This window comes from Micromonospora sp. (genome assembly GCF_048594385.1).
GTDB classification, from domain to species: domain Bacteria; phylum Actinomycetota; class Actinomycetes; order Mycobacteriales; family Micromonosporaceae; genus Micromonospora; species Micromonospora wenchangensis.
Genome location: NZ_JBMDWU010000126.1, coordinates 1 through 5,582 on the forward strand (window position 1 = coordinate 1; position 5,582 = coordinate 5,582).

8 protein-coding genes are annotated in these 5,582 nt (G+C 72.1%); 6 read left to right on the forward strand and 2 right to left on the reverse strand.

Features of this window, described 5'->3' with window-relative positions; all coding sequences use genetic code 11:
• Together aroC and ACOJTC_RS06245 are read left to right on the forward strand one after the other, a co-directional pair.
• On the forward strand, positions 1 to 988 hold a 988-nt coding region (gene aroC / locus ACOJTC_RS06240), incomplete at its 5' end, for a chorismate synthase (protein WP_420116129.1).
• Between the two features lie 28 nt (positions 989 to 1,016).
• Positions 1,017 to 1,523: a shikimate kinase gene (locus ACOJTC_RS06245; RefSeq protein WP_420116130.1), complete on the forward strand. Its 507-nt coding sequence runs from the start codon at positions 1,017 to 1,019 to the stop codon at positions 1,521 to 1,523.
• On the opposite strand, the gene ACOJTC_RS06250 is transcribed toward ACOJTC_RS06245, so the two are convergent.
• Positions 1,513 to 2,295 carry a cytochrome c oxidase assembly protein gene (locus tag ACOJTC_RS06250; protein WP_420116131.1) on the reverse strand — a complete coding sequence of 261 codons (783 nt, stop codon included), beginning with the start codon at positions 2,293 to 2,295 and terminating at the stop codon, positions 1,513 to 1,515. The two genes, ACOJTC_RS06245 and ACOJTC_RS06250, sit on opposite strands and share 11 nt — an antisense overlap.
• Entirely contained in the window at positions 2,292 to 2,813 is a 522-nt protein-coding gene (locus ACOJTC_RS06255) for a DUF2243 domain-containing protein (protein WP_204927591.1), read from the reverse strand. The genes ACOJTC_RS06250 and ACOJTC_RS06255 overlap by 4 nt, the downstream gene beginning before the upstream one ends.
• A gap of 164 nt (positions 2,814 to 2,977) precedes the next feature.
• Between ACOJTC_RS06255 and aroB the strand changes: the two genes are divergently transcribed.
• The 4 genes from aroB to nusB form a co-directional block, all read left to right on the forward strand.
• Positions 2,978 to 4,054 (forward strand): 3-dehydroquinate synthase, encoded by a 1,077-nt coding sequence (gene aroB / locus ACOJTC_RS06260; RefSeq protein ID WP_204927590.1) that lies wholly within the window; start codon positions 2,978 to 2,980, stop codon positions 4,052 to 4,054.
• The gene (gene aroQ, locus ACOJTC_RS06265; protein ID WP_204927589.1) at positions 4,051 to 4,509 is read left to right on the forward strand and encodes a type II 3-dehydroquinate dehydratase; all 459 of its coding nucleotides are present in this window, start codon (positions 4,051 to 4,053) and stop codon (positions 4,507 to 4,509) included. The genes aroB and aroQ overlap by 4 nt, the downstream gene beginning before the upstream one ends.
• A 139-nt stretch (positions 4,510 to 4,648) precedes the next feature.
• Entirely contained in the window at positions 4,649 to 5,206 is a 558-nt protein-coding gene (gene efp / locus ACOJTC_RS06270) for an elongation factor P (RefSeq protein WP_088645221.1), read from the forward strand.
• A 23-nt stretch (positions 5,207 to 5,229) separates the two neighbouring features.
• A partial coding sequence (nusB, locus tag ACOJTC_RS06275) for a transcription antitermination factor NusB (protein WP_420116132.1) occupies positions 5,230 to 5,582 on the forward strand: 353 nt, incomplete at its 3' end.

The window sequence follows — 5,582 nt, forward strand, 5'->3', positions numbered from 1 at the left end:
GCACGGGTTGACGTTGGGTAGTCCGGTGGCGATCCGGGTGGGGAACTCGGAGTGGCCGAAGTGGCGGACGGTGATGGCCGCCGACCCGGTCGATGCGGACGAGTTGGCGAGTCAGGCCCGTAACGCCCCGTTGACGCGTCCCCGGCCCGGCCACGCCGACCTGGCCGGCATGCAGAAGTACGGCCACACCGACGCCCGGCCGATCCTGGAGCGGGCCAGCGCCCGGGAGACCGCTGCCCGGGTCGCCGTCGGGACGGTGGCGAAGGCGCTGGTGAAGCAGGCCCTCGGCATCGAGATCGTGTCGCACGTGGTGGAGTTGGGGTCGGTGGCCGCGAAGCCGGGGCTACGTCCGACGCCCGAGGACGCTGAGCGGATCGACGCGGACCCGTTGCGGTGTCTCGACCCGGACGCGAGCGCGCGGATGGTCGCGGAGGTCGACGCGGCGAAGAAGGCCGCGGACACGTTGGGCGGGGTGGTGGAGGTTCTCGCCTACGGGGTGCCGCCGGGTCTGGGTAGTCACGTGCAGTGGGACCGCAAGCTCGATGCCCGGTTGGCCACCGCTCTGATGTCGATTCAGGCGATCAAGGGTGTGGAGATCGGGGACGGCTGGCAGCAGGCGCGGTCCCGAGGCTCGGAGGCGCACGACGAGATCATGCCCACCGCGACCGGGGTCCGTCGGGTCACCGACCGGGCAGGTGGTTTGGAGGGTGGGATCACCACGGGTGAGCCGGTGCGGGTGCGGGCGGCGATGAAGCCGATCTCGTCGTTGAACCGGGCCCTGGCCACGGTGGATGTGACCACGGGTGAGCCGGCGACGGCGATCAATCAGCGGTCGGACGTGTGTGCGGTTCCTGCTGCGGCGGTGGTCGCGGAGGCGATGGTGGCGCTGGTGTTGGCGGAGGCCGCGGTGGAGAAGTTCGGTGGTGATTCGGTGGCCGAGATCCGCCGTAACCTGACCGGCTACCTCGACAGCCTGATCATCCGGTGAGCGCCGGCTGTCAAGAAAGGCCAACCCGATGACGAAGCCTGTCTGTGTGCTGGTCGGGGCGCCCGGTTCCGGCAAGAGCACCGTCGGCGCGGAGCTGGCCACCCTGCTCGGGGTGGCGTTCCGGGACACCGACACCGACATCGAGCAGATGGCGGGCAAGCCCATTCCGGAGATCTTCATCGACGAGGGTGAGGCGCACTTCCGGGCCCTGGAGCGGGCCGCGGTGCTGGCGGCGTTGACGTCGCACGCCGGGGTGCTCGCCCTCGGCGGCGGGGCGATCCTCGCCGAGGAGAACCGGGCGGCGCTGGTCGGGCACACCGTGGTGCACCTGTCGGTGGAGTTGACCGACGCGGTGAAGCGGGTCGGGCTCGGTGCCGGCCGGCCGTTGCTGTCGGTCAACCCGCGCGCCACCCTGAAGCACCTGATGGACCAGCGTCGGCCGCTCTACGCGGAGGTCGCGACCGCGACGGTGGTCACCGACGGCCGGGCACCGGAGGAGATCGCCGCCGAGATCGTCGCCCTGCTCAAGCCCTGACCGTGCCCACCCGACGCCGGTCCGGCGTCGACCCGTTCCGACGGGGTTCGGGTCGCCAGGTGACCAGCAGAGCCAGGGCGAGCAGGATCTCGGCCAGGTCGCCGACGTAGTACATCAGGGTCGCCGCAGTCCTGAGCTGGGCGGCCGGGGCGGCGGCGTCGACCAGGCCGGCGTACATCAGTTGGGCGAGGGTGGCGTGGGCGGCGACGGAGAGGCCCAGCACCACCAGGCGTACCGGCACGCCGGGGCGGTGCGGTCCGGGGTCGGGGCCGGCGATCGACCAGGTGAAGACGTACCCGCCGACCAGGAAGTGCAGCAGCAGCACCGGGTGCAGGCCGGGATGGGTCAGGGTGACCCGGTACAGCGGCGTCAGGTGCAGCAGGTAGAGGCCGCCGGCGGTGAGCAGCAGCCCGGTGACCGGATGGCTGGCGACCGTCACGGCCGGCCGGCGCAGCAGCCGCAGGGCGGCCCGGCCGGTGCGGGGTGTGACGCTGCGCAGCGCCAGCGTGCCGGGTGCGCCGAGCACCAGCCCGAGCGGCGCGAGCATGCCGACCAGCAGGTGCTGCCACATGTGCCCGACCAGGTCGTGCGCGGGCAGCAGCAGGGCCACCGCGAGCAGTGCGGTGCCCGCGCCGAAGCTGGCCGTGCGCCAGTGGCTCCACCCGCCCCGTCCCGGGTCGCGTTGGCGCAGCGCGGCCGCCAGGTAACCCCAGAACACCACCGGGGGTACGAGCAGCAGCAGCCCCACCCCGCCGCCGTGTGTCCCGGTCATCGCCGCCCGGCGCAGGTGTCCACGGCCGTGGCCCGGCGCTGCACCGCCCAGCCGAGGGCCACCAGTGCCGCCCCGAGCAGCAGGAAGCCGACGTCCCAGGCGGTCTGGTGCGGGCCGCCGTGCACGTGGTGGATGCCGAGCAGGTGGTGGTCGACGATCCCCTCGACCAGGTTGAACAGTCCCCACCCGACCAGCGCCCAGCCCCAGAGTGCGCCGGAGCGCCACAGCCGGCCCCGGGACCGGGTGACCCGGGAGTAGAGCAGGGCCAGCCCGGTGAGCACCGCCACCCAGGTCACCACGTGGAACAGCCCGTCCCACAGGGTGTTCATCTGCAACCCGGGCACGGTGTCCACCGGGTACGCCCTGATCCCGACGTTGTCGCTGCCGGTGCTGCTGAGCATGTGGTGCCACTGGAGCACCTGGTGCAGGACGATGCCGTCGACGAAGCCGCCGAGGCCGACGCCGAGGACGATGGCCGGGAGCCGGATGTCCGCGCCGTCGACGGTGGTGCTGCCCATGGGGTTCCTCCACGTTCGGGTCGGCACGTTCGGGTCGGTCCCGTCCCCGGTGCCCGGGTCCCGTGGGGCTAAACGCCGGCCCGGCTCCCGAGTCACGCCGGGGTGGGCCGCCATCAGGTGGACACTCCCCGTGCCGGAGCCGACGCTGGACTAGGCTGCCGGCGATGGACGAGGTGACCCGGATTCCGGTCGGCGGCGAACGGCCGTACGACGTATTGGTCGGGCGGGGCCTGCTGGCCGAGCTGCCCGCGTTGCTGCCCGACGCGACCCGGACGGCGGTGCTGTACGCGCCGCCCCTGCGGGCGTTGGCCGAGGAGATCGGCGAGCGGTTGGCCGGGGCGGGGATCACCCCGCTGGCGATCGAGGTGCCCGACGCCGAGGCGGGCAAGCGGGTCGAGGTGGCCGCCGACTGCTGGGAGCAGCTCGGGGCGGCCGGCTTCACCCGTACCGATGCGGTGGTCGGGGTGGGCGGCGGTGCGGTGACCGACCTGGCCGGCTTCGTCGCGGCCTGCTGGTTGCGCGGGGTGCGGTGGGTGCCGGTGGCGACCTCGCTGCTTGGCATGGTCGACGCCGCCGTCGGCGGCAAGACCGGGGTGAACACGGCGGCCGGCAAGAACCTGGTGGGGTCCTTCCATCCGCCGGTCGGGGTGCTGGCCGACCTGGGTACGCTGGACAGCCTCCCGCCGGCCGACCTGGCCGCCGGGCTGGCCGAGGTGGTCAAGTGCGGTTTCATCGCCGACCCGGTGATCCTGGACCTGGTCGAGGCGGACCCGGCGGCCGCCGTCGACCCGACCGGCCCGGTGGCCCGGGAGCTGATCGAGCGGGCGATCCGGGTGAAGGCCGACGTGGTCTCCGGTGACCTGCGCGAGTCGGGGGTGCGGGAGGTGCTCAACTACGGGCACACGCTGGCGCACGCGATCGAGAAGGTCGAGGGGTACCGCTGGCGGCACGGGCACGCGGTCTCCGTCGGCACCGTGTATGCCGGCACGCTCGCCCGGCTGGCCGGGCGGCTCGACGCGGCGACCGCCGAGCGGCACCGCCGGGTGCTGTCCGCGCTGGACCTGCCGACCAGCTACCCGGCGGACGCCTGGCCGGACCTGCTGGCGGCGATGCGGGTGGACAAGAAGGCCCGGGGGAGCCGGTTGCGGTTCGTGGTGCTCGACGGTCTGGCCCGTCCGGCGATCCTGGACGGCCCGGACGACGAACTGCTGCACGCCGCCTACCGGGAGGTCAGCCGGTGACCGGCCCCGACACCCCCCGGGTGTACGTGCTCAACGGGCCGAACCTGGGCCGGCTGGGCACCCGCCAGGTCGACGTGTACGGCGTGACCAGCTATGCCGACCTGGTGACGCTCTGCGTCGAGACGGGCCGTGAGCTGGGGTTGGACGTGGTGGTGCGGCAGACCGACGCGGAACACGAACTCGTCGGCTGGCTGCACGGGGCGGCGGACGAGGGCGCGTCGGTGGTGCTCAACCCGGCGGCCTGGTCGCACTACTCGATCGCGGTCCGCGACGCCTGCGCGTTGCTGCGTGCCCCCCTGGTCGAGGTGCACATCTCCAACATCCACGCCCGGGAGGAGTTCCGGCACCACTCGGTGGTGTCGGCGGTGGCCACCGGGGTGATCTGCGGTCTGGGCGTGGACGGCTACCGGCTCGCGCTGCGGCACCTCGCCACCCGGCTCGCCGGGGCCGACTGAACCACCGCCCGTTACTCTGTGTGATTGTCGGTCCGGTCCGTGGGGGGTGTGGCGGGCCTCCGTTGACGGCCCCGCCGCCGATTAGACGCAGCTAGTAGACTTGTCAGGTCTGTCCGCCAATTGATGATCAAGGCAGGAAATGGCATCCACCAACGACCTCAAGAACGGCCTGGTACTCAACCTCGACGGGGAGCTGTGGTCCGTCGTCGAGTTCCAGCACGTCAAGCCCGGTAAGGGTGGGGCGTTCGTCCGCACGACGCTGAAGAACGTGCTGTCCGGCAAGGTCGTCGACAAGACCTTCAACGCGGGCACCAAGGTCGAGACCGCCACCGTCGACAAGCGCACCATGCAGTACCTGTACGCCGACGGTGAGGACTACGTCTTCATGGATCTGGAGACGTTCGACCAGATCACCGTCCCCGGCGGCACCGTCGGCGAGGCCGCCAACTACCTCCTCCCCGAGGCCGAGGCGACCGTCGCCACCCACGAGGGTGTGCCGCTCTACATCGAGCTGCCCACCAGCGTGGTGCTCCAGGTCACCTACACCGAGCCGGGTCTGCAGGGCGACCGGTCGACCGGCGGCAACAAGCCGGCCACCGTCGAGACCGGCGCGACCGTGCAGGTGCCGCTGTTCATCACCACCGACGAGAAGATCAAGGTCGACACCCGCGACGGCCGTTACCTCGGCCGAGCCTGATGGCCGAGGGCGCCAAGCAGCAGATGCCGGCGCGCCGCAAGGCGCGCAAGCGGGCGCTGGACGTGCTCTTCGAGGCCGACCTGCGGGACCGGCCCCCGGTCGAGGTGCTCGCCGGCTACGTCGAGCGGATCGAGAAGCCGCGTCCGGAACACCTGGACTACGCGATCGGTCTGGTCGAGGGGGTCGCCGGGCATCTCGATCGGATCGACGAGGTGATCGCCAGCTACGCCGAGGGCTGGACCCTGGACCGGATGCCGGCGGTCGACCGCAACCTGGCCCGGATCGCCGTCTACGAGCTGCTCTACGTCGACGAGATCGACGACGCGGTGGCGATCAGCGAGGCGGTGGAGCTGGCCCGGCAGATGTCCACCGACGA